Source organism: Pseudomonas sp. 65/3-MNA-CIBAN-0223 (assembly GCF_040310425.1).
GTDB lineage: Bacteria > Pseudomonadota > Gammaproteobacteria > Pseudomonadales > Pseudomonadaceae > Aquipseudomonas > Aquipseudomonas gregormendelii.
In genome coordinates this window covers 351,465-372,392 of sequence record NZ_JBEOPV010000001.1, presented here as the reverse complement: position 1 = coordinate 372,392, position 20,928 = coordinate 351,465, and the positions used below count along the sequence as shown (strand labels likewise).

At 60.1% G+C, this 20,928-nt stretch carries 19 protein-coding genes and 1 pseudogene; 9 read left to right on the top strand and 11 right to left on the bottom strand.

Features of this window, described 5'->3' with window-relative positions; translation table 11 throughout:
* The first annotated feature begins 160 nt into the window (after positions 1–160).
* The gene (locus AAEZ09_RS01550; protein ID WP_350597791.1) at positions 161–1,984 is read left to right on the top strand and encodes an NAD(P)/FAD-dependent oxidoreductase; all 1,824 of its coding nucleotides are present in this window, start codon (positions 161–163) and stop codon (positions 1,982–1,984) included.
* Between the two features lie 81 nt (positions 1,985–2,065).
* On the opposite strand, the gene curR is transcribed toward AAEZ09_RS01550, so the two are convergent.
* Entirely contained in the window at positions 2,066–2,650 is a 585-nt protein-coding gene (gene curR, locus AAEZ09_RS01545) for a TetR family transcriptional repressor CurR (RefSeq protein ID WP_045058497.1), read from the bottom strand.
* Positions 2,651–2,847: 197 nt separating this feature from the next.
* On the opposite strand from curR, the gene AAEZ09_RS01540 reads away from it, so the two are divergent.
* The 8 genes and pseudogenes from AAEZ09_RS01540 to AAEZ09_RS29340 all read left to right on the top strand — a co-directional run bounded on the left by AAEZ09_RS01540 (position 2,848) and on the right by AAEZ09_RS29340 (position 9,566).
* Positions 2,848–3,525, top strand: coding sequence for a type 1 glutamine amidotransferase domain-containing protein (locus AAEZ09_RS01540; RefSeq protein WP_205893632.1), 678 nt, complete (start codon positions 2,848–2,850; stop codon positions 3,523–3,525).
* Positions 3,526–3,629: 104 nt separating this feature from the next.
* A complete protein-coding gene (locus AAEZ09_RS01535; RefSeq protein WP_350597789.1) occupies positions 3,630–4,751 on the top strand; it encodes an alkene reductase in 1,122 nt (373 codons plus the stop codon).
* Positions 4,752–5,149: 398 nt separating this feature from the next.
* Complete coding sequence (locus AAEZ09_RS01530; protein ID WP_350597786.1) at positions 5,150–5,692, top strand: DUF3833 domain-containing protein; 543 nt, start codon at positions 5,150–5,152, stop codon at positions 5,690–5,692.
* A gap of 11 nt (positions 5,693–5,703) precedes the next feature.
* Positions 5,704–6,396, top strand: a complete 693-nt coding sequence (locus tag AAEZ09_RS01525) for an SDR family NAD(P)-dependent oxidoreductase (RefSeq protein WP_502947558.1) — start codon at positions 5,704–5,706, stop codon at positions 6,394–6,396.
* Positions 6,397–6,439: 43 nt separating this feature from the next.
* Positions 6,440–7,978: a cryptochrome/photolyase family protein gene (locus AAEZ09_RS01520; protein WP_350597782.1), complete on the top strand. Its 1,539-nt coding sequence runs from the start codon at positions 6,440–6,442 to the stop codon at positions 7,976–7,978.
* Entirely contained in the window at positions 7,975–8,157 is a 183-nt protein-coding gene (locus AAEZ09_RS01515; RefSeq protein ID WP_082069139.1) for a DUF2256 domain-containing protein, read from the top strand. The genes AAEZ09_RS01520 and AAEZ09_RS01515 overlap by 4 nt, the downstream gene beginning before the upstream one ends.
* A gap of 92 nt (positions 8,158–8,249) precedes the next feature.
* A pseudogene (locus AAEZ09_RS29345) lies at positions 8,250–9,023 on the top strand (PAS domain-containing protein); the annotation flags it as partial.
* 33 nt (positions 9,024–9,056) lie between these two features.
* Positions 9,057–9,566 (top strand): methyl-accepting chemotaxis protein, encoded by a 510-nt coding sequence (locus AAEZ09_RS29340; RefSeq protein WP_236695845.1) that lies wholly within the window; start codon positions 9,057–9,059, stop codon positions 9,564–9,566.
* A 454-nt stretch (positions 9,567–10,020) separates the two neighbouring features.
* On the opposite strand, the gene AAEZ09_RS01505 is transcribed toward AAEZ09_RS29340, so the two are convergent.
* From AAEZ09_RS01505 to AAEZ09_RS01460, 10 genes are all read right to left on the bottom strand, one after another.
* Positions 10,021–11,061 carry a 3-ketosteroid-9-alpha-monooxygenase, oxygenase component gene (locus tag AAEZ09_RS01505; protein ID WP_045058503.1) on the bottom strand — a complete coding sequence of 347 codons (1,041 nt, stop codon included), beginning with the start codon at positions 11,059–11,061 and terminating at the stop codon, positions 10,021–10,023.
* A gap of 178 nt (positions 11,062–11,239) precedes the next feature.
* A complete protein-coding gene (locus tag AAEZ09_RS01500; RefSeq protein WP_350597779.1) occupies positions 11,240–12,616 on the bottom strand; it encodes a DUF1329 domain-containing protein in 1,377 nt (458 codons plus the stop codon).
* Between the two features lie 101 nt (positions 12,617–12,717).
* Complete coding sequence (locus AAEZ09_RS01495; protein ID WP_350597777.1) at positions 12,718–13,920, bottom strand: helix-turn-helix transcriptional regulator; 1,203 nt, start codon at positions 13,918–13,920, stop codon at positions 12,718–12,720.
* A gap of 76 nt (positions 13,921–13,996) precedes the next feature.
* Positions 13,997–15,205, bottom strand: coding sequence for an acetyl-CoA C-acyltransferase (locus AAEZ09_RS01490; RefSeq protein ID WP_350597775.1), 1,209 nt, complete (start codon positions 15,203–15,205; stop codon positions 13,997–13,999).
* A 6-nt stretch (positions 15,206–15,211) separates the two neighbouring features.
* Complete coding sequence (locus AAEZ09_RS01485) at positions 15,212–15,682, bottom strand: MaoC family dehydratase (RefSeq protein WP_122839851.1); 471 nt, start codon at positions 15,680–15,682, stop codon at positions 15,212–15,214.
* Between the two features lie 10 nt (positions 15,683–15,692).
* Positions 15,693–16,478 carry an SDR family oxidoreductase gene (locus AAEZ09_RS01480; protein WP_152644248.1) on the bottom strand — a complete coding sequence of 262 codons (786 nt, stop codon included), beginning with the start codon at positions 16,476–16,478 and terminating at the stop codon, positions 15,693–15,695.
* 117 nt (positions 16,479–16,595) lie between these two features.
* A complete protein-coding gene (locus AAEZ09_RS01475) occupies positions 16,596–17,474 on the bottom strand; it encodes an SDR family oxidoreductase (RefSeq protein ID WP_350597773.1) in 879 nt (292 codons plus the stop codon).
* Positions 17,475–17,533: 59 nt separating this feature from the next.
* On the bottom strand, positions 17,534–18,685 hold the full coding sequence (locus AAEZ09_RS01470; RefSeq protein ID WP_350597771.1) for an acetyl-CoA C-acetyltransferase: 1,152 nt from the start codon (positions 18,683–18,685) through the stop codon (positions 17,534–17,536).
* 3 nt (positions 18,686–18,688) lie between these two features.
* A complete protein-coding gene (locus tag AAEZ09_RS01465; RefSeq protein ID WP_045058509.1) occupies positions 18,689–19,747 on the bottom strand; it encodes an acyl-CoA dehydrogenase family protein in 1,059 nt (352 codons plus the stop codon).
* A 9-nt stretch (positions 19,748–19,756) separates the two neighbouring features.
* Positions 19,757–20,920 (bottom strand): acyl-CoA dehydrogenase family protein, encoded by a 1,164-nt coding sequence (locus AAEZ09_RS01460; protein WP_350597769.1) that lies wholly within the window; start codon positions 20,918–20,920, stop codon positions 19,757–19,759.
* Positions 20,921–20,928: the final 8 nt, after the last annotated feature.

Here is a 20,928-nt window from a genome sequence, read left to right as displayed (position 1 = left end):
TGACACTCTGTCATCCACCATTCCCTAAATCGTGACATAGACCCGAGTCAAAGCCTGAGCCGCAGCGCTTCAGCCGCTCTGCAACGGGCCTCTCATAAAGGTGGCCCGAGCCTTGCTCCAAGGCAAGTTGTTACAAAAACAACAAAAACGGGAGAAGCCCATGAACATCGCTGTCGAAACACCCCTGCACACGCCCACTGCCCAGCTCGCGGCCTGGGTCGACACCCTCGGCGAGCGTCTCGCCCAACGCGACCTGGACGGCGCGCTGCAATTGTTTGCCGAAGAGTGTCACTGGCGTGACCTGCTGCTGTTCAGCTGGAACCTGGTGACCCTGGAAGGCAGGCCTGCCATCCGCGACATGCTCGAAACACGCCTTGATCAAACTCGGCCCGAGCAATGGACACTCGAAGGTGATGCCACGCTCAACAACGGTGTGCTCGAAGGTTGGATCAGCCTGGAGACCGCTACGGCGCGAGGTAAAGGCTATGTGCGGCTGAAGGATGGCCTGTGCTGGACGCTGCTGACCACCATGCGCGAGCTCAAAGGCTTTGAAGAACCCAGGGGCCGCCGTCGCCCGATGGGTGCCAATCATGGTCACGCCCATGCCGACAAACGCAACTGGCTGGAACGCCGTCGTGACGAAGAAGCATCACTGGGCATCACCACCCAGCCGTACTGCCTGATCGTGGGTGGCGGCCAGGGTGGGCTGGGGCTCGCCGCACGGCTCAAGCGAATGGGCGTGCCAACGCTGATCGTCGACAAGGCCGAGCGTCCTGGCGATCAGTGGCGCGGCCGTTACAAGTCGCTGTGCCTGCATGACCCGGTCTGGTACGACCATATGCCCTACCTGCCCTTCCCCGATCACTGGCCGGTCTTCACCCCAAAAGACCAGATCGGCGACTGGCTGGAGATGTACACCAAAGTCATGGAGCTCAATTATTGGCCGCGCACCGAGTGCGTGAGCGCCAGCTTTGACGAGCAAAGTGGCACCTGGACGGTGGACGTTCAACGCGATGGTGAGCGTGTGACGCTACAGCCTGCCCAGTTGATCCTCGCCACCGGCATGTCTGGCGTACCCAACGTTCCTGTTTATGCGGGTGCCGAGGTTTTCAACGGCCAGCAGCATCATTCCAGCCGCCATCCCGGCGGAGACGCCTGGCGCGGCAAGCGCGCGGTGGTCATCGGTGCCAACAATTCGGCTCACGATATCTGCGCCGACCTGGTGGAGAACGGCGCCGAGGTGACCATGGTGCAACGGTCCAGTACCCACATCGTGCGCTCCGATAGCTTGATGGATCTGGTCTTCGGTGGGCTCTACTCTGAAGACGCCCTGGAGTCAGGCCTGACCACGGACAAGGCCGACATGCTGTTCGCCTCGATCCCTTACAAGGTGATGCCAAGCTTTCATCAACCCGTATTTGCCGCGATCAAGGAGCGTGACAAAGACTTCTACGAGCGCTTGACCAACGCCGGTTTCATGCTCGATTTCGGTGACGACGAGTCTGGCCTTTTCATGAAATACGTACGCCGTGGTTCTGGTTACTACATCGACGTGGGCGCCTCGGAACTGATCGCTAACGGCACGATCAAGCTCAAGAGCGCGCCGGGCCTGGGTGTAGAACGCATCGAAGCAGATGCCGTCGTACTCAACGATGGCAGCCGACTACCGGCCGACCTGATTGTCTACGCCACGGGCTATGGCTCAATGAATGGCTGGGCGGCGAAGCTGATTTCCCAGGAAGTCGCGGACAAGGTCGGCCGCTGCTGGGGCTTGGGTTCAGGGACCACGAATGATCCTGGCCCGTATGAGGGCGAACTGCGCAACATGTGGAAGCCCACGCAGCAGCAAAACCTCTGGTTCCACGGTGGCAACCTGCATCAGTCACGGCATTATTCGCTGTACCTGGCGTTGCAGCTGAAGGCGCGTTTTGAAGGCATCGACACATCCGTCTACGGCCTGGCGAGCAGTCATCACACTGGATGAGTAAAATGGCGCCCGGCCGGGGTTGGGCGCTTCTCCATGAGCATCAGGCTGTCCGTCCTCCGGCCCATTAACGGGTCAGATTCAAACCTCCAGAAGCCGCTTCGTCATCGTCATCGACGTTTGCAAAGATTGCCCCGTGCGCTGCAGCTTGTTCAGCAAACTGGCACCCAACCAAAGTTGGTAGAGGGTTTCGGCCAGCTGACGAGCGTCGGCATCCGGAAGACTTTTATCCAGCTGGCCCTGTTCCAGGCAAGTCGTGATGCGCGCAACGATGCGCTCAGCGCCATCGCGTAGCGTGAGGCGCATCGATTCGGAAAGGTCGGCGACCTCTGCACTTAACTTCACCACCAGGCATTCGTCGCCATGGCCCTCCAGGGTGCAGCGGTTCTGCCAGCCCTGCCAGTAATCCATCAGCCGCTCGAAGGCATTGAGCCCGGGCAGTGTCAGACGTCTTTCCATGTCCGACAGGTAGCCGACAAAGTAATCCTCAAGCAGCGCCTGCCCGTAGAATTCCTTGGATTTGAAGTAGTGATAGAACGAGCCCTTGGGCACACCGGCAGTCTGCAGGATTTCGTTCAGGCCAACGCTGGTGAAGCCCTTTTCGGCCATCATTCGGTGGCCGGTATCGAGCAGGTGTTGGCGGGTATCGTCGTAGGTCGGTTTCATGGGGCGCAAAGTACCAAACAATAGACCAGTCGTATATTTCTGATGGGCAGGAGTTTGCCATAGAGTGCGGTCGGAAACACACCTGAAAGAATTTACTAGACGACTGGTCTAATTGGAAACTATGCTGTGCCCCTCACTCCTTCCCGGGTGTCGAAGGCGAACCCGTCCTCGGACACCCGACCAACACAGGGCGCCCTATGAAAATCTTGATGGTTCTGACTTCCCACGACCAACTTGGCAACACTGGCAAGAAAACCGGTTTCTGGCTCGAAGAGTTCGCGGCCCCCTACTATGCCTTCAAGGATGCAGGTGCAGAGATCACCCTGGTGTCGCCGGCAGGCGGCCAGCCACCGCTCGATCCAAAAAGCGATGAGCCCGGTGCGCAGACCGCCGAAACCGACCGGTTCCGTCAGGACCCTGCAGCGCAATTGGCACTGGCCCATACCGGGCGCCTGGCCGATGTCAGCGCTGACAATTTTGATGCCGTGTTTTACCCCGGTGGACATGGCCCGCTGTGGGATCTGGCTGAAGACAAACATTCCATCGCCTTGATCGAAGCCTTCGACCGCAGCCACAAGCCCCACGGCTTCGTCTGCCACGCGCCGGGCGTACTGCGTCACGTCCTCGCTGCTGATGGCAAGCCGTTGATTGAGGGTCGGGACGTGACCGGTTTCACCAATGCTGAAGAAGCGGCCGTGGGCCTGACGGACGTCGTGCCGTTCCTGATCGAAGACGAATTCCAGCGTCTGGGCGGGCGCTTTTCCAAGGTGGCCGACTGGCAGGTTCATGTCGTCGCTGACGGCCAGTTGGTAACGGGTCAGAACCCTGCCAGCTCGGCGGCCGTCGCCGAAAAACTGCTGAAAATGCTGGCCTGACGGATATCAACTCACTGCCCAGGCACCGTGCGCGTGTTTGCACACGGTGTTTTTTTCGTCCCATCTATAGTCGACTGGTCTAATACCCAGCGAACAGGTATCTCATGAAAAACAGCGCTTACTTCACACCCGTCACCCTCGGCCGGCATACCCTGAAGAACCGTATCGTTCTGCCCCCCCTCACCCGCCAGCGCAGCTCGCAGCCGGGCAATATCGCCAACCCGTTGATGGCCGAGTATTACCAGCAACGCGCCAGCGCCGGCCTACTGGTCACTGAGGGCACGCAGATCGAGCCTAGGGGTCAGGGATATGCCTGGACGCCCGGCATCCACACGCCTGAACAAATCGCCGGATGGCGCACGGTCACCGAGGCGGTTCATGCCAAAGACGGCGTGATCTTCGCTCAGCTCTGGCACGTCGGGCGGGTGTCTCACACCGCGTTGCAACCTGAGGGTGCGGCACCGGTGTCAGCTTCCGCGATCGCCACCGAGCGTGTCAGCGTATTTATTGAAACAGCGCCGGGTGCCGGTGCGCTTGTTGCGCCGTCCGCTCCGCGAGCGCTGAGCACGGATGAAGTCCAGGAACTGGTTCAGTTGTATATCCAGGCTGCGCGCAATGCGATGGACGCCGGCTTCGACGGCATCGAACTGCACTGTGCCAACGGCTATCTGGTAAACCAGTTCATCTCTGCTCACAGCAATGTGCGCACCGATCAGTACGGTGGCTCTCTGGGCAATCGCCTGCGTTTTCTGCGTGAAGTGGTGGCGGGCGTCGCCGAGTGCATCGGCCGGGAAAAGGTCGGCGTGCGTTTCGCGCCGCTGTTCACCACCACCGATGAAGCGCGGACCTATCTGGGGATGGTGGAGGAAGACCCGCACACGACCTACATCGAAGCGATCAAGGTGCTTGAAGATGTGGGCATTGCCTACCTGTCCATCGCCGAAGCCGACTGGGACGACGCGCCGATGATGCCGCACGCCTTTCGTCGTGCGGTGCGCGATACGTTCAGTGGCGCGATCATTTATGCCGGACGTTACAACGCCGAATCCGGCGCGCAATTGCTTGAGTCAGGCTTGGCAGACCTGGTCGCTTTCGGCCGCCCGTTCATGGCCAATCCGGATCTGCCAGCGCGGATCGTCCACGACTGGCCGCTCAACCCACTGAACCCGGCTACGGTCTACGGCGGTAATGCCGAAGGCTATGTGGATTACCCGACCTACGAGTAATCCCCTGGTTTAGCACCGCGCTCCCATTTCCCCGGGGGCGCGCATTTCCCCCTATCTCCCTTCCGTTGCCCTCCCGCGCTCTTGATCTGACGTTCTCGTTTCTACACAAAAAAATGGCTGACGCATTGTCAGGGGGTTTTTTTCAGCCTATCTTGATTAAAACCTATACAGATCAGTTACTATCGTACAACTATTAAAGAATGGACTAGGCAAGCCCGCGTTGACGATGCCTGCTCCATACGCCGCGTACGACGCTGCAGCCGGCAAGTTGCATTGCGCAAACACCGCGGCTTCATCTTTCGGCAGGTGCCAGAAACCTGTACACCACGAGGCACCTGTACAAGCATGTAAGGCAACAAAATTCACCCTCAGCACCTGCTCACCCAGGGAGAACGGCAATGACCCGACGTTTGGTTTTACTGGCTTTGGTACTCAGCATTGCGAGCTGTGGCAGCGTGGATGTCACCCACTATGCGGATCAGCAACCGGCATTAAATCTGGAGCGCTTTTTCAGCAAACCGGTCAAAGCCTGGGGGATGTTTCAGAAGCGTTCCGGTGAGGTGGCCAAGCGTTTCGAGGTCGACATCGTCAGCCGTCGTGAGGGCAACAACCTGATTCTCGATGAGCGCTTCCTGTACAGCGACGGCACCCGCCAACGCCGCGTCTGGACCCTGACGCCCGAGGGCCAGGGACGTTGGAGCGGTCGCGCCGATGACGTAGTGGGTGTCGCCAAAGGCGAAATCGCCGGCAATGCCTTGCGCTGGCGTTATCGCCTGAACCTGCCGGTTGACGGCACAACCTATGAAATGAGCATGGACGACTGGATGTACCTGATGGACGAGGACACGTTGATCAACCGCACCAGCATGTCCAAGCTGGGCGTCGAGGTTGGCCAGGTGACGTTGTTCTTCCGGCGCCAGGGTGCAGGAGAAACCCATTGAACGCGTTCACCATGAACTCCCTAGGCGACGGATATCGCGCCCTGGTGATCGGCGCGAGTGGTGCCCTGGGTACGGCTTTTTGCGAGCTGCTCGGCAAGGACCCTCGATGTGGCGGGGTTCGCCAGCTGGGGCGCAATACAGTGCCCGCACTGGATCTGGAGCAACCTGAAACCATCGCCAGCGCCGCCACTGAATTGGCAGCGCAAGCGCCCTACCAGTTGATCGTGCACGCCGCCGGCCTGCTCCATCGTGACCAGATCAAGCCGGAAAAAAGCTACAGCGCGATTGAGCATGAGGCGCTGCAGGCCGTGTTTCAAGTGAACGCGCTGGGGCCGGCGCTGGTGTTGCGGCACTTTTTGCCGTTGCTTGATGCCCGGGGCGCGATGGCGGTGCTCTCGGCGAAAGTCGGCAGCATCGGCGACAACCGTTTGGGTGGGTGGTACGCCTATCGCGCCTCCAAGGCCGCGCTGAATATGCTGATCAAGACCGCCGCCATCGAATTGGCCCGTACTCGTCCGCAGAGCCGACTGCTGAGTCTGCACCCAGGCACGGTCGTGTCGGGGTTGTCGCAACCATTTCGAGGGGCCACCAGCGCACGCCCGGCGGACGTTGCCGCAGCTGAACTCTTGAGCCTGATTGATCAGTTGACGCCGGCCGATAGCGGACATTTTTTTGCCTATAACGGAGAGCGCCTGCCCTGGTAGGCAGGGAACAAGCATGAATCTGCAGACGCTGGACTGAACAGATATGAACAAGCGCCATCGGTTGTGCCTGGTCCTGGGTGACCAGTTGTCATTTGACTTGGCTTCCTTGCAGAAACTTGATGCCCAGTGCGATACCGTGCTGCTGGTCGAGGTCATGGAAGAAGCCAGCCATGTCCCCCACCATCCGCAGAAAATCGCGCTGATTTTCAGTGCCATGCGCCATTTCGCCAAGGCCCTGCAAGAACAGGGTCTGCAAGTCGAGTACGTGACCCTGGATGACCCGCAAAACAGCGGTTCGGTGGCGAGTGAATTGCGACGCTGGCAACAGCTGTTGCAAGCAGAGGAAGTACACGTCACCGAGTGCGGGGACTGGCGGCTGGAACAGGCGCTCAAGGACTGTGGCCTGGCCATCCATTGGCACGCCGACACGCGCTTTGTGTGCAGTCGCGCTGAGTTCGGCACTTGGGCGCAAGGCAAAAAGCAGTTGCGCATGGAGTTCTTCTACCGCGAGATGCGGCGCAAGAGCGGGTTATTGCTCAATGGCGACGGCTCTCCAGTAGGCGGCGCGTGGAATTTCGATGCCGAGAACCGCAAGGCCCTGCCCAAAGGGGTGAAAGCGCCCTACCCGGTGCACTTCAGTAACGACGCCATCACCTGCGATGTGCTTGCGCTGGTCAGGGCGCGCTTCAACCATCACTACGGCGCACTCGACGACTTCGACTATCCGGTCACCCATGCCGACGCACAGGCGCTGTGGGCGCATTTTCTGGATTATGCCCTGGCAGGGTTCGGCGACTATCAGGACGCCATGGCCAGTGAGGAACCGTTTCTATTTCATGCGCGCATCAGTGCGGCACTCAATATTGGACTGCTGGACCTGCGTCAGTTGTGCAGCGACGTGGAAGCTGCATATTGGGCGCACCGGATTCCACTCAATGCCGCCGAAGGCTTCATCCGCCAGCTCATCGGCTGGCGCGAATATGTACGGGGCGTCTATTGGCTGAAAATGCCCGATTACGCCGATGGCAATCTGTTTGGCAACAGCCGGCCTCTTCCAGAGTTCTACTGGACGGGCGACACCCGAATGAACTGCATGGGACAGGCGATCGGCCAGAGCTTGAAACATGCCTATGCCCACCATATCCAGCGGCTGATGGTGACCGGCAACTTCGCACTGTTGGCCGGCATCGCGCCGAGCCAGATTTGCGAATGGTACCTGGCGATCTACATGGACGCCTTTGACTGGGTCGAACTGCCCAATACGCTGGGCATGGTCATGCACGCCGACGGCGGTTACCTGGGTTCCAAGCCTTATTGCGCCAGTGGTCAGTATATAAAGCGGATGTCTGACTACTGCCGTAACTGCGCCTACAAAGTCAGTGAGAGCACAACGGACGACGCCTGCCCTTTCAATTCACTCTACTGGCATTTCCTGATGCGTCATGGCGACCTGCTGCGCAGCAACCAGCGCATGAGCATGGTCTACAGAAACCTCGACCGCATGACCGAGCCCAAGCAGCAAGCGCTGTGGGAGCGGGGCCAGAAACTGCTCGCCAAACTGGATGCCGGGGAGTCGCTGTGAAAAAGAGTGAGCTCCCGGTCAAAGTTTGCGCGGTCTGCGGATTGCCCTTCGCCTGGCGCAAGAAATGGGCGCGATGCTGGAACGAAGTGCGTTATTGCTCGGAGCGTTGCCGGCGATTTAGGAGCTCCTGCCTTACTAACGCCGTTACGGCTCGTTCGGCATCAGCGATTCGTATCTGATTTCACAGGTTTCCGTACATCTGACATCGACCTGCATAGCTTTCCGTTGGCTTGAAGGAAATGCCAAGCAGCCTATATCCACTGAGGTATGCATGTTCAACTCGACAATCAAAAAAGAACTGGCCGTCAGCCAGCGGCGCTTGGCTGACAGTGAAGCCACCCTTGCAGCCTTAGGTGGCTCCATGGCCCTGATTGAGTTCCAGCCTGATGGCACGATCCTCAGTGCCAATCGCAACTTCCTGAAGGTAATGGGCTATAGCGTTGAAGAAATCCAATCCCGGCATCACCGCTTATTCTGTACGCCGAAATACGCCAACAGCGCTGCTTATCAAAGCTTTTGGTCACGCCTGGGTAATGGCGAGTTCATCAACGACCGCTTCCTGCGCCTGGACAAACAGGGGCGTGAGCTCTGGCTGGAGGCCAGCTATAACCCTGTTCGCGATACCACCGGACGGGTGATCAAGGTCGTCAAGATTGCGACGGATGTAACTGCCCAGGTTCAGAAGGAACAAGAGCAGGAGAGCCAGATCAAGGCGATTAACCGGTCCATGGCAACCATCGAGTTCAACCGGCAGGGAGAAGTCGTCAGCGCCAATGAAAACTTCCTTGCAGTGATGGGTTATCGCCTGGAAGAGATTGTTGGCAAGCACCACCGGCTGTTCTGTGAGCGTAGCGAAATCGAATCCCCCGATTACTGCCAGTTCTGGGAGCGCCTGAATCAGGGCGAGTTTTTCTCAGGCAGCTTCAAGCGCCTTAACAACCAGGGACGCGCAGTCTGGTTACGTGCCACTTACAATCCGGTGTTCGACGCCAACGGCGATCTTTACAAAATAGTCAAGTATGCCAGTGATATTACTGATCAGGTTCTACAGCAGGAAACCGAGTCACGAGCAGCGCGCATGGCTTATGAGACTTCACTGAAAACTGACGATACAGCCCACGAAGGAGCCCGTGTAGTGCAGGACACCGTGGATGTCATGCAAAGCCTGGCCGACGAATTGAATCACGCAGCCGAAGGTGTCAATGCCGTCAGTCAGCAGTCGGAGATAATCAGCAGTATCGTGCAGACCATCCGTGGGATTGCAGAGCAGACGAATCTTCTGGCGCTCAATGCGGCCATCGAAGCGGCTCGTGCCGGAGATCAGGGGCGAGGTTTTGCCGTGGTTGCTGACGAAGTGCGCAACTTGGCTGCACGTACTAGTCAAGCCACTGTGAAGATTGTCGAGGTGGTGCAGCACAATCGTGAGTTGGCCACGGGGGCAGTGGCCAGGATGGAGGCGAGTAAAGACAAGGCAGAACAAGGCGTCAAATTAGCCGGTGAGGCGGGTCAAGTGATTCTCGATATTCAGGACAGTGCTCGTCAGGTCGTACAGGCGATCAGCCATTTCGCCTCGACATTGGCACGCTGACACAGCCATCAGCAGAGCACTTTAATACAGCCTGAAACGCTGGGCAGCGTTGTGGCGCCCACCTCTACGACGGGGCCGCCCCCATTGATAATAACTGTCGCGACAAACAGGGGCGGAGCGTTGCCGGCGGTTCAGAGGCAACCCTCCCCTGAAACAGCCCTAACGGAAATCCAGCCAGTTTGAGACTCCCGAACTCAGCGAAAGGCAGCTCGCATAGCGCTTGCACGCCTTGACGCTGGTCGACTCCGCCGGCACCGACATCTTTACAACCAACACCAGGAGAAACACTACTAACAAAGGAAAGGTGTAGGCATTTTTTATTTTCATTTTGTATTCCCTCATTGCCTTCAAATCGGACCTGAGTCATCACCATGGACTCAAGGGTGGCTGTGTCCTTGGGAGCGGCGCCTTGGAGAGTATTCACTTGCTTCTCGAAGGCGCCCTGCTCCCTCTATCAGCGCTCGTCGACCGTTATGAACTCGCGACGCAGCGCCATTGACGCGGGCACGTCGTCCTCATTGGTGAAGAATTGCTCATACCACTCGCGCAACTGATAGACCGGCCCGTCGGTTTCTGCGAGCACCGGCTTGTCGATACGGATTTTGTGCTTCCAGATCACCACGTCCTGGTAGAACGAGTCCCGGTTTCCCTGGACATACGCCCTGGCCACTTCCTGGTTTTGCTCTTCCGTCCAGCCCGGTACGCGCTTGACCATGCAACCAAAGCGCAAGTCAAAACTGTTTGGCGTCACTGGCACATGGCTGTTGAGCAGAATGGCGTGGATCCGCGCATCGCCGAACATCGAACTGATATGGGTGAAGTGAGTGGCCGGACCGTAGTAGGCCGATGGTGCGATCAGGTCACCGCCCAGGCGCTCGGAGTCACCATGAAAAATCTGATGGCCGATATGCCCTTCGAAAATGTTGGCGAAATACTTGGTTGGCGTACCGTGCACCGGCCCGAAATGCTGGGCATCCACCAGGTTATCGACCAACTCCCGTGGGTTGGTTTCGATCAGCATGGTGTCGATGTTCCAGTTATGAATCCAGTCCGGGTCGTCCATCTCAGGGAGGTGCGGAATGATCACGCCCTCTTTGGGCGGACGGCCTTCGGGGTTGTTCCAGACGAACAACAGGTTGTTCTCCTCGCAGGTCAACCAACTGCGCGTCTTGGCCTTGGGAGGAATGCGCTTGCAGTAAGGGATCTCCACGCATTTGCCGCCGGTGTCGTACTTCCAGTGATGGAACGGGCATACCAGTCTGTCGTTCTCGATGGTGCCCTGTGACAGGTCGGCGCCCATGTGCGGACAGTAGGCATCGAGAATACTGATGACGCCCTGGCTATCGGCAAACGCCACCAGCCGAGTGCCGAAGATTTCCAGGGTATGAGGCTTGCCATCACGGTAATCGTTGGCATTGCCCAGGCAGTGCCAGCCGCGCGCGTAACGGTGGGTACGCTGGGCATTCTCGATGTTGATTTCAGCGAGTTTCGTCATTGTTATTATTCCTCAAATGCAGACTTCGGGGCAGGCGATGCCCCCAAGAAATACCGGGTAATCCCATGGCGGATATCATTGAGCAGTCGCGCAGCAAGATCATCGTGCAGTTGGACTAGATCAAATGAGAGCTACTCTCAAAGTGCGCCCCTGAAACAGCGGGCGCCCTGTTCCCTGCTTACTGGCCGAAGCGGCGAGCGGCTTCCGGGCCGAAGTCCCTGGGACTGAAACCGGGTTTGTTCAACAGGTAACCGTTGCGCTGCTCGTTGATCAGGTTGAACGCCAGGTAGCTGCCAGCATTGAGGTCGTAGTACAGGCCGACGCCCGCCTGCTGGGCCTGGCTCTCGTAGGCATAAAAGTAGTTGACCATCGAGGTGCGCCATAACTCGCCACGGTTGTCGTAGTTGTCGGCGAGCATCGGAAACCAGGTGTCTTCGTCGACATACAACTTGCGTTTGCCATACAGGTGGCGATAGCCAGGTTTGAGCGTGCCTTCCAGTTCCCAGACCCTGTGACGCTCATAACGCATGGCATCGGGATTGATGTGTCCGGGAGTCAACAGGCTGGCGTAGGTGAGCTTGGCGTCATGCAGACGATAGGTGTTGTACGGAATGTACATTTCCCGTTTGCCAACGATCTTCCAGTCGTAGCGCTGGCCGGACCCGTTGAACAGGCGCACTTCATCCACAGTGATCGAGCCGCCACTGCCGGGGAATGACATGTCGAAACCATAACCCGGCGATTGACGCACGCGCCGGGTGCCTGGATCGTAACGCCACGCCTGGCGCGGTTCGGTTTTGTCGTTCCAGAATTCGGTGCCGGTGTTGATCTCACCCTTGTCCCGTTGCGGTAGCAGAGTTTCGTTGAGATAGAACGACGAGTTGCCGTTGGTATCGCCGATCTTGCCGGGTTCCAATGATGGAGCCAGGTTGCGCGAATGCACCCTGCCCCAGTTGATATTGCCGTCCTTGAGCACGTAGGCGTTATCGGAGGTGTACTCTTCGGTCCAGGCCCGCAAGGTGAAGGTCGAGGCATTTTTCAACAGCTCCAGCCCGCTGCGCGGCACCGGGAATGGTGTGCCGCCGGTCTTGCCGACGACCCCTTCGCCGTCATCGACCAGACGCGCCACGCTGGCGTTTTCCCGAGTGGCCTGGCATACCGAGTCACTGACGCGAAAATCCCTGTGCGAGGGATACACCGGCATTTTGTAGGTGGCCGGGTACAATTTGAACAGGGCTTTTTGCCCGTCAGACAGGGAGTCACTGTATTGCGCGATGTTCTGCGCGGTGATCACAAACAACGGTTTTTCGTCCGGGTACGGATCCACGGGGTGGTGCCCCGTACCTTTGAAATCAACATGGGGCGGCGCGCCCAGCCACTTGCCACTGAACGCCGGGATACTGCCATCGGCATTGCCGGCCTGTTCCGCGCCCAGGCACGTCAAGTCTTTGCCAAGGCGCGGGATGTCCTCCGGTGCTGCGTTTGCGGTGCCGATGGCACAGCATCCAAATAACAACGTCAAGGCCCAGCCAGGGGACTTATTACTGCCGGTCATTTTTATTCTCCTTGGGTTCGACAACGGTTGCCCAGTATCGACAGGCAAGGAAACCGAGAGCATCGTCCGCACGGACTAACGCATTTTGGCCTGGCCCCAAGTCACAGCCGAGACCCGGCCGGCTGGGGCGCACCCAGCGCTACCACACTATTGAGCATGATCCGCACCAGCTCGGTCTGGCGTCGGACACCCGTCTTGGAAAATATCGAACGCAGGTGCGCGCGTGCGGTATTGCGCCGGATATTCAGAATTTCCGAGGCGTCCTCAAGCGACAGGCCGTTGGCCAATTCCAGGGCAAGCGCGGTTTCTGCCGGGGTCAGGTTGTACAGCTGCGAAGTCAGCACCGTGCTCACCAGCGATTTGCTCACCGCGTCCCGCACATACACCACCACTGTGGGTTTACCGTGGCCTTCGAGCAGTTCCCGTGAAGGAATCAGTTCCACCACTACGCCGAGGCTGACCTGTCCCGAAGGACGGGAAATCGACGTCGCCTCGGCCACCTGCACGCCCCTGGCGGCGCCTTGCCTGGCACGCTGGAAGGCGTTGCGCACCAGGCGCGCCAACTCCCGATTGTCACTGGGATAGGTAGCCTCCAGTCGACCTCCCACCACTTTAAGGCCGTCCTGACTGTCAAGGATTTCCCTGGCCACGGGGTTGAGTTGCACTACGCAGCCGTTCTCGTCGAGCACGAAGGTCGCCACTGCGAGGCGGCTGATCGTTTGCGAATACAGGCTGCCCAGAGACTCACTGCGGTCCAGCAGCGAATACATGTGCAAGGCCCGACGCAAATGGGGCAGCAACATGGCGCACAAGGCCCGCTCGGTCTCACTGAATTGCGGGTGGCCCTGTGGTCGATTGATCCGGAAACGCACGATGCCTCCATCCGGCATGCGTATATCCGCACCTAGCATGTGGTAACAATTGTAAGGTTGGCAGTACAGCAGGTAAAACGCCGAACTGGCCCATTCGGCATCGCTCATCAGCTCATCGATGGTGAATACCGTGTCGGTGGGCAAACCCTCGAACAGGGTAGATTTGGCGTAGTAGGCGTAATGGTTGATGCCGCCCTGGCCCAATTCGACATCACCGGCAACCACCATCGGTGACAGCAGCGGCTCATCCTGAACCCGCAGGATCAAGGTCACGAAATTAGCCTTGAACAGCGCGCGTATGTCGCGCAACGAGTCACTCAAGGAGGCCGTGTTCATCGACGAATCGTAGATGTTGCCAATGATCCGTTCGTACTCGGCCAACTCCAGGCCCATTTGCGCGAGGACCTGTGCATTGGGCATACAACTTTGCATATCCATTCCCCAGCAGCGGGCCCGACCTGCGGGCCCCCATGGCTTTAATCGAATGTGCGGCCGCGTCCCGCTCGCTTCACGGCAGTTCGAACAGGCCGGCGGCGCCCATTCCGCCACCGATGCACATGGCAATCACCACATAACGCGCACCGCGCCGCCGCCCTTCGAGCAAGGCATGGCCCACCATCCGCGCGCCGGACATACCGAATGGGTGACCGATGGCAATCGCCCCGCCGTTGACGTTCAGGCGCTCTGCCGGGATCTGCAGCGCGTCGCGACAATGCAACACCTGGCAGGCAAAAGCCTCGTTGATCTCCCAGAGGCCAATATCCCCCACCCCCAAGCCGAAACGCTTGAGCAGCTTGGGTATGGCGATCACCGGACCGATGCCCATTTCCTCGGGTGCGCATCCACCCACGGCAATGCCACGGTAGATGCCCAAAGGCGTCAATCCGCGACGCTTGGCCTCGGTACGACTCATCAACAGACTCGCCGCAGCACCGTCCGAGAACTGCGAGGCGTTGCCGGCGGTGACGAACGTCCCCTGCTCGATCCATTTACCGTCCTTCCACACCGGCTTCAGGTTTGCCAGGTCTTCAAGGCGCGTACTCGGTCGGTTGCACTCGTCACGCAGAACCTGCACGCGCTCATGACCATTGGGCTGGCCATCAGCGGCGAACAGCAGCTTGTCCACGCTCAGGCCGACGATTTCCTCATCAAAGAGCCCGTCCCGTTGAGCAGCAGCCGTGCGCAGCTGGCTTTGCAATGAATACTCATCCTGGGCGGCGCGACTGATGCCATAACGACGGGAGACGATCTCGGCGGTTTCAATCATCGGGATGTAGGCGCTGGGCATCACTTGCAGCACCGCTTCGGATTGGGCGCGGAAGCTGTTTTTGTGTTTGGTCTGGGTCAGCGACAAGGACTCTACGCCGCCGCCAATGGCAATGTTCATCTCGCCACTCATGATGCTCTTGGCAGCTACGCCGATACTCATCAGCCCCGAGGCGCACATGCGGTCCAGCGCCATCCCCGGCACACTGTCCGGCAAGCCACCGGTGTAGGCACAGAGCCGACCGATGTTATAGGCCTGGGTACCCTGTTGAACCGCCGCACCCATGATCACATCTTCTACGTCCCCAGGCTCAATGCCGGCACGTTCGACCACCGCGCGTACCACATGCCCACCCAGCACTGGCGCCTCGGTATCGTTGAACGATCCACGAAACGATTTGGCCAGCGCTGTACGGGCGGTGGCGACGATGACGACTTCATTCAGGTCCATGCAAACTCACTCGCAAATTGGGTTGAAGGTATAGCGGCTGATGGTGTCGATTACGCAGCCCGGGCGCGCCTGGCCTTCGACTTCCACGGTGATGCGCACCACCAGTTGCACGGCGTCGCCCACTGGCTCGGCGCGGATAATCTGGCCGCTGCCGCGCACCCGCGAGTCGACCTTGACCGGGGCCGGGAAGCGCACCCGATCGCTCCCGTAGTTGACGCCCATGGTCATGTTTGAAAGGGTCAACAACTGCGGCATGAACAGGTTGGCCAGGGACTGGGTCAGGTAGCCGTGGGCAATGCAGGTGCCGAACGGCCCGTTGGCGGCGCGTATCGGATCGACATGAATCCACTGGTGGTCCCCCGTGGCCTCGGCGAACAGATCGATGCGTTCCTGGTTGATGGTCAGCCAGGCGGTGTGGCCCAGGTCCAGGCCTTCGGCCGCAAGCAGAGCCTGGGCGCTGCTGAAAAGGTGACTCATGAGCGTGCCCTCAAGCTTGTTGTGAACTGACTGACAGCACTTCACCGACCATGTAGGAGGCGTAGTCGCTGGCCAGGAACATCATCACGTTGGCCACCTCCCATACTTCGGCGGCGCGACCGAACGCTTCGCGCCCTGCCAGGCTGGCGAGCAATTGTTCGCTGGAGGCTTTCTTGAGAAAATCGTGCAGGGCAATCGACGGCGATACCGCATTGATGCGCACGCCAAACTCAGCGGCTTCCAGGGCGCTGCAGCGGGTCAGGGCCATTACGCCGGCCTTGGCCGCAGCGTAATGGGCCTGTTCCTTTTGGGCCCGCCAACCGAGCACCGAGGCGTTATTGACGATGGCTCCTGCGCCGCGGCGCTGCATGTGCGGCAACATCGCCCGAGTCATGCGAAAGGTGCCCGTCAATGTCACGTCCAGCACCCGCAACCACTCTTCATCGCTCATCTCTACCACACGCTTCTGGCCACCCAGCCCCGCATTGTTGATCAGCACATCGACCCCGCCCAGAGCCTCTTCAGCCGCCGCCACCAAGGCCTGGACTTCGTCTTCTATCGTGACATTGCACAGCTGGCCGTAGATCGCCTGCAGGCCGGTCTCGCCCTTGAGGCGCGCTACCGCCTCTTCCAGGCGCCGCGGGTGAACGTCGGAAATCATCAGCGCCCGACAACCTTCCTCGGCACTGCGTCGGGCCGCTGAGTAACCGATACCGGCACCGGCCGCGGCGGTGATCAATACCGACTTGCCGGCCAGTAATTGATGACCGGGAACATAAGGGGGGGCTTGTTTCACAGCGTCTACCTCCGAAGAAATCAATACGCTGCAGTTTTACGGAGCGGGCCAGGCGGGCACATCGTCAAAATGGGGTATGAAGGTCGAGAACGTTGACGTAAACAAAGGGTCGGGGCTTCAGCTGCCCCAGACGTTCTGTGCCTTGGGCGCTTCAGCGAGAATCGAGTCCACGGCCGCACCAATCTCTTCGACTTGCCACAACGCGCCTTTATCGCGGGTGACGCCCGTGCGCCAGCCGTCTCCCAGGGAGATCCGCCCGCCCTGGCTTTCGAAGACCTGGCCGCTGACATGGGCCGACGCCGGGCTGCCAAGCCACACCACCAGCGGCGCGACATTTTCCGGCGCCCAGGCATCGAAGCTGTCGTCCTCAGGCTTTTTCACCACGTCGGGCATGGCACTCTCGGTCATCGAGGTACGTGCCGCCGGGGCCAACGCGTTGGCGGTGACACCGTAGCGCGCGAGCTCCGCCGCTTGCACCAGGGTCAGCGAAGCAATGCCGCCCTTGGCCGCCGAATAATTGGACTGTCCCACCGAGCCTTGCAGGCCGGCGCCGGAGCTGGTGTTGATGATCCGGGCGTCGACCGGGGTGCCGGCCTTGGCAAGGTCGCGCCAGCGCCGACCGAGAATGTTGGCCAGGCAGTAATGGCCCTTGAGGTGGACGCGCATGACCATGTCCCAGTCTTCTTCACTGAGGCTGATGAACATGCGGTCGCGCAAGACGCCAGCGTTATTGATCAGCACATGTACTTCACCAAACGCGGCCAACGCCGCATCGACGATGCGCTGCGCAGTGGCCAGCGTGGTGATGTCGTCGCTGCTGGCAATGGCCTGGCCGCCGCTCGCGCGAATTTCACCTGCCACATCTTCTGCGGCATCGGCGCGAATATCGTTGACCACGACATTGGCCCCTTGCGCGGCGAACGCCAGGGCATAGGCGCGACCGAGCCCGCCTCCGGCCCCGGTGATGATCACGGTGCGGTCTGCACAAATAGCCATGTTTAACTCCTCTGGATTTGGGTGGACACGCAGCCGAAGCGGCGGCCCACGTAAAAGAATTACAGCCGTTCGATGATGGTCACGTTGGCCTGGCCGCCGCCTTCACACATGGTTTGCAAGCCATAGCGCCCACCGCTGCATTCCAGTTCGTTGAGCAGCGTGGTCATCAGCCTTGCTCCGGTTGCGCCCAGCGGGTGCCCCAAGGCAATTGCCCCGCCATTGACATTGGTGCGTGCCGGGTCGTAATCCAGCTCTTTGGCCCAGGCCATGACCACAGAGGCAAAGGCCTCGTTGATCTCTACCCGGTCGATGTCAGCCATGCTCAGCCCGCTTTTGGCCAAAGCCCGGCGTGTCGCCGCAATCGGTGCGGTGAGATGCCAGATTGGATCGTCACCCAGCACCGTCAGGTGATGAATCCGCGCCCGTGGCGTCAAGTCGTAGCGTTTGAGCGCCGCCTCCGACACCACCAAAAGCGCAGCTGACGCGTCGCAGGTCTGGCTGGACACGGCGGCGGTGATCGATGGGTACTGAGGGTCCACCGGCTGCAGTTCAGCCATCTTTACCAGGCTGCTGTGCCGCGGGGTTTCATCCACCGCGAGGCCCTGGCAGGCGACGATTTCCCGAGCAAATCGCCCGTTGGCAATGGCCGCCAATGCGCGTTCGTGACTTTGCAGGGCAAAGGCTTCCATTTGCTCGCGACTGATCTGCCAATGATCGGCAATCCGTTGCGCGGCGTAGAACTGGTTCACCGGTTGCTGACCAAAGCGCGCACGCCAGCCAACGCTGCCAGAGAATGGATCGGCAAAGCCCAGGGGCTGGCCGGCCAGCATCGCGGAGGAAATCGGGATTTGGGTCATGGTTTGCACGCCGCCCACCGCGACCACATCCTGGGTGCCGCTCATCACCGCCTGCGCTGCAAAATGCAGCGCCTGTTGCGATGAACCGCATTGGCGATCCACGGTGGTGCCGGGGACCGTCATTGGCAGGCCTGCGGCCAGCCAGCTGGTGCGCGCTATATCGCCGGCCTGGGAGCCGATGGTGTCGACGCACCCGAATATCACGTCGTCGTAGTCTTGCCCGGGGATCACGTTACGCTCCACCAGTGCCTTGAGCACATGGGCGCCCAGGTCAATCGCGTGGATCTCGCTCAACGAGCCCTTGCGCTTGCCGGTGGGGCTGCGCAGTGCATCAACAATGTAAGCCTGTGCCATGACTCATTCCTCGAAAGTGTGTCCAGGCCCCAGGCCAGTAGTGTCGGCGAACAAGTAGTCGCTGACGCGGTTTTTGTGAAATCCGCGGTCGCCCCAGGATGCATCCAGGGCCCAGGCGCGCTTCATGAACATCTGCAAATCGACTTCCCAGGTGTATCCCATTGCGCCGTGAACCTGGATGCCTTTGCGGGCAGCGATCCAGCTCGCCTCATTCGCCGCGAGGCGGGCCTGGGAGACCCATACGCCCGCGTTGACGTCGCACCGGGCCAGGGCATGTGCGGCGCGGTACAGCACGGGTTTGGCCTGTTCGATGTAACGGGCGACATCGGCCAGGTGATGCTTGACAGCCTGGAAGCTGCCGATCGGCTTGCCGAACTGTTTACGCTGGGCCACGTAGTCCACGGACAGGTCCAGCATGCGTTGCGCCAATCCCAGCAGTTGCCCGGCCACCGACAGCGCGCCACGGTCCAGCAGACGGTCCTGCAAAGCACGCCCCTGCTCGCCACTGGCCACACAGGTCGCCGGCGTTGGGATCCACTTCACCTCACCCAGGCGGCGCGAAGCGTCGATGCTCGGATGGTTTTCTACCTCAACCTGAGAGCGAGGCACCACGTGGATCTCATCGCCATGGGTGAGCAGCAGTACTTCTGCCAATTGCGCATCGCTGACCAGCAAATTGACCGGATGACTGATCGCCATGCGCAAGCTCCCATCGGCGATCCGGGGCAGCAGTTCGGCGCGGGCCGGGTGGCCTGCGGGCAGGCCGGCAAGTAAGCCACTGGCAACATAAGCGGTGTCGGCCAATGAATCGGGAATGGCGTAGTAACCCAGTTCCTGGGTCATCAGTGCCCAGGTCACATCATCCATGCCCAGGCCGCCCTCGGCCTCGGGCACTGACAAGGCAGTCAGGCCCTGGCCGGCGATCTTGTTGCGCAGGTCCCGCGAGCGGCCGGCATCGGTTTCCCAGATTTCCCGAAGCATTTCCGGGGCGGCTTCGGTCATCAGGAAACGACTGATGGCCTCGTGAAACGCCAACTGGTCATCGTTAAAAGTGAAGTCCATGGCGGTTCCTTATTTCGGCAAGCCGAGCATGCGCTCGGCAATGATGTTGCGCTGGATTTCGTTGGTGCCGGCGTAGATCGGCCCCGACTGGGCGAACAGGAAACCCTCCAGCCAGCCGGCCGCATCGCCGGCCTGGGAGGCCTTGCCCACCAGCTCGCCGCGCCCACCGAGAATGCGCATGGCAGTCTCGTGCATCTTCAGATCCAGCTCTGACCAGATGATTTTGTTGATGCTCGACTCGGCGCCGATCTGCTCGCCTCGGCTCAGGCGGCCCACGGTGTGATAGGCCGACAGCGCGTAGGCTTCGGCGCCCATCCAGGTCTCCAGCACGGCATCGCGCAGGCTTGGGTCGCGGTCGGCGCTGGCGCGGTGTGCCTTGTACAGGGCCACGAGCTTGCGTGCCGTGGCCTGGAAGCGCGCCGGTGAACGCAGCAACAGGCCGCGCTCGAAACCGGCGGTGGCCATTGCCACGTGCCAGCCCTGCCCCTCGGTACCGATACGGTTAGCCACCGGCACCCGCACGTCATCGAAAAACACCTCGGCGAAGGCGTCCTTGCCGTTGAGCGCCTTGATCGGGCGAATGCTCACTCCCGGTGCGTCCAGCGGCACCATGATGAACGAAAGCCCGTGGTGCCGGCTCGATCCTGGCTCGCTGCGGAACAGCCCGAACAGCCAGTCGGCGTAGATCGCCCGGGTTGACCAGGTTTTCTGCCCATTGATCACGTAGTGGTCACCGTCGATCAGGGCCTTGCTGGTGATTGCCGCCATGTCGGACCCCGCGTTGGGTTCCGACCAGCCTTGCGCCCACATGTCCAGGCTGGCGGCCATACGCGGCAGGAAACGCTGCTTCTGCTCCGGCGTGCCGAATTCCATCAGGGTAGGCCCCAGCAACAGCTGGCCGTTCTGATTGACACGCATGGGGGCGCCGGCGCCGTAATACTCTTCCTCGAAGATCAGCCACTCGATCAGGTCGCTACCGCGTCCGCCCAGATTGGCTGGCCACATCACCATCGACCAGCGGCTCTCGAACAGCTTGGCCTCCCACGCGCGGTGCTGTTCAAAACCTTCGCGAGTGTCGTAGCTGGCCAGCGGCTCGCGTGGCAGGTTGGCTGCCAGCCAGGCCCGCACTTCGGCGCGGAAAGCGATTTGCTTGGGGGTGTAAGTCAGGTCCATGGCGTTTA